Origin of the sequence: Actinomyces oricola (assembly GCF_004104015.1) — a bacterium.
Lineage (GTDB): Bacteria > Actinomycetota > Actinomycetes > Actinomycetales > Actinomycetaceae > Actinomyces > Actinomyces oricola.
The window spans coordinates 1-3042 of sequence record NZ_RYFV01000054.1; the positions used below are offsets into that span (position 1 = coordinate 1).

3 protein-coding genes are annotated in these 3042 nt (G+C 64.0%); all 3 read right to left on the reverse strand.

All coding sequences use genetic code 11. The features are described 5' to 3' along the window. Positions 1–124: 124 nt before the first annotated feature. Positions 125–1948, reverse strand: a complete 1824-nt coding sequence (locus EUC46_RS12285; RefSeq protein WP_128774442.1) for a type IV secretory system conjugative DNA transfer family protein — start codon at positions 1946–1948, stop codon at positions 125–127. Positions 1949–2212: 264 nt separating this feature from the next. Beyond that, positions 2213–2401 (reverse strand): hypothetical protein, encoded by a 189-nt coding sequence (locus EUC46_RS12625; protein ID WP_164918841.1) that lies wholly within the window; start codon positions 2399–2401, stop codon positions 2213–2215. Between the two features lie 12 nt (positions 2402–2413). Further along, a complete protein-coding gene (locus EUC46_RS12290; RefSeq protein WP_338324489.1) occupies positions 2414–3001 on the reverse strand; it encodes an MT-A70 family methyltransferase in 588 nt (195 codons plus the stop codon). Positions 3002–3042 lie beyond the last annotated feature (41 nt).

The following is a 3042-nucleotide window of genomic DNA, read 5'->3' on the forward strand; positions in this document are numbered from 1 at the left end:
CCGGATCCTCCATAGCCTCCAGCGCCATCCGAGTCGCCCGTTCGCGCAACTCCAGGGGGTACTTCCGTCGTCCCATAGCAGTGATCCTTCCTATCATCACCGCCTCCATTAAACCCGGAACGATTCAGGTGCCGGATAGGCCGAAGTAGATCTTGTTGCGGGCGTTGGTCTCAATGGCCTGCACCATGGCCGGGGTAAGTTGAGCGCGGTACTGGTGCGCCAGGTGGAAGGCGCCGCCCAGTGAGCGGGCTTGCGCTAGAGCCTGGGACAAGTCGCCCGGTAGCCCGTTAATGAAGTCGTGAACCTCGTCAATGTAGACGCCGACAATATGACGACGCTCGGCTGGCAGTGTCTGCCGGGACAGCAGCTGCGTCCACAACTGGCCAACCAGCAGACTCCCCAGCAGTCGAGCGGCCTCCGCGCCGAGCAGGCCGCGGTTGAGGTTGACGACCACGATCCGCCGCTGGGTGAACAGGTCGGTCATGGAGAAGCGCGGCGAGGATTGGCCCAGGACGGCGCGCAAATGCGGTCGCACAATGAGCTTGCGCAGCTTGTTGAGCACCGGGGCGATCTCCGTGGCCTGCGCCTGCGGTTTCTTGGACTCGTAGGCAGCCCAGAAGGCACCGGTGCCCAGCGGGTCGTCCTGTCCAGCCAGGATCCGGCGCCGGAAAGCCGGGTCGGTCAGCAGCGGCGGCAGCCACAGCAGGTTGGCTCCCGGAGTGCGCGCCAGTGTCAACAAAGAGGCACCAAGAATGTCGGCGCTACGGATTCCCCAGTGCTCGCGGAACAAGGCCGCCAGCGTCCCCAATAGTCCATCGGCTGTCACTGGCGCCAGGTCAACGGGGCCGGTCAGCGGGTTCAACCCCACTGGTGCTGGATTGGTTGGGTCGATCACCACCACGTCGCCGTGCCGCTTAGCCGGTATGCGAGCCAGCAGGTCGATAGCCAGGTCGCCCTTGGGGTCGATCAGTAGCACTCCACGGCCCGCCTCGATGTCGGCCAGGGTCAGCGAGAGCAGAACCGTTGATTTACCGGTACCAGTAGGGCCCAGCAGATGCGTGTGAAAGACCGCGTCACGGATTGAGATCGAGACGGGCTGTCTGCGTCCTGGTGCGCTGACCACGCCGATTACCCGCTCCGAGGCGGTCAGATCACCTGGCGGCGGCAGCTGGCGCGGGTGCAGATCACCCAGTAGCGGCAGTGTCGGCTCGCCGATCGGCCACCCGCACAAGGCCGTCAGTTGCCCTGAACGCAGACGCAAGGGCCAGCGCCACGGCAGGGTCGCCCGCTCCAGATTGTCCGGAGTCTCAGCGCTGAGGCGAAACCGGGCCTCGGTTGTCTCAACGGTGCGCAGCGCCCCTAATAGCTGGGAGAACAGCTGATGCGCTTGCCTCACTTCGCCCGCGTACCCCAGGCGCATACAGGCCACAGCGCCGTGCTGCTCGCCGGTTGTCCGTGCCGTGCGCTCCGACGTCCTCGGGACAGGACTGCCCAGGAACAGCTCACGCCAGCCCGGAGCCGGCGGTGCGGTGAAGAACGATGACGGCAGACGACGGCCGATCACCAGCTGTGCCACCACCCGCTGATCCCCACTCAGACCACTGACAGTGGCGTACAAGGCCCGGGTCGCCGCAACGATCCGCTCATTGACAGCGCTGACGCCGCTGCGACCAGCCTGTAGCCGCACAGCCCGGCTGACCGCAGTACGCTCGTGTTCGGGCTGAAATACCTGTACCGGCAGGTGATGCGCTAGTAGGCGCTTCACCTCAGTGACCCGGCCTGGTTGACAGCCCACCAGCCAACACACTCCGCCGGCCCAGGCGTGCACCTCCAGCACTACCGGTCCCACCTCCATGGCTGTAGCCAGACGTTCCAGGGCTGTAGCCGCTACCGCGGGCGTCACCGGGCTGCGCCACGCTAGTTCTTGCCACTGCCAGACCCGGCTCATGACCCACCCCCAATCCGGCCCGTCTGGGTGTCACTCGCCCGGGCAGAACCGTCAGCACCGTCGTCTACCGGTTTACCGTTTTTACCTGCCTGGGTGGGCTCTGTACCGGGATTCTGCTCGGCCCGGTACAGAGCCAGTATCAACAGCACCCGAGCCAGTGCTTCAATATCAATCCGCTGGCACCACGACGCCACAGCCCGATACCGCGGCCGACGAGCGCGATTATTCCGGTATGTCATGACGCTCGCCTCCGTTTATCTCTTTTCACCAGCGCCGCAGATACCAGCGCACCCCGGCCACGATGCCGGCGACGACGCCCGCTACCACGACCGCCCACCGATACCGCCAGACCAATTCCACCGCCCAGACCAGCAGCACGACGCCGCCGAACACGTACAGGCAGCTCTTCCAAAACCTCGCCGCGGGCGAGCGCATCCCGCCACCGTCCAACATGCTTAACCCCTCTCATAGCCCTATCCCTCGTTCCATCTTGCAGCCACCACTATCCCGAACCACTCTTCCGCTGTATCTCGGTACCGGGTATCCGGGGATTTGTATGTCGGAGTTGACTTCGTTGCCCCAGATGGCCCAGGGTTGGTTGGATTCTGGGTGTCGGCGGGCGAATAGTTCTAGGTAGGGGCCGGAGCTGATGCGTTCGATGATGGCGAATTGTTCGGCTGGTTTGCGTGAGTGCTCGGTTACGGGTGCGTTGAACCAGGTGGGTTGGGAGCGGTTGCCTAGAGGTGCGTGGCCGCGGGTGCAGAACAGTAGTTGTTCGGTGGCGTTGCGTAGTTGGTAGCGGCCGGATAGACCGAGGCGGAATTTGATCCAGGTCAATGGGCTGCGTACGGTGAAGCCCCAGGCCCCGGCGATTTCGTAGGCGGTGGGCAGCATGGCGTTGGTTGTCCACAGCCACAGGTGGGCGTCCCGGGCGGCTAGGTCGCTTACTGGCATCGTCTTGATCCGTTCTAGTGTCGTGTTTCTGAAGTAGTTGGGCGCTTGGCTTTCTTGAGTATCTGGTCGGCGGGCTTGGTCCAGGAGAAGGGTTTGCAGGTCTTGTTGTAGGTGTCGATGAAGCGTCGGATGGTGGTGGT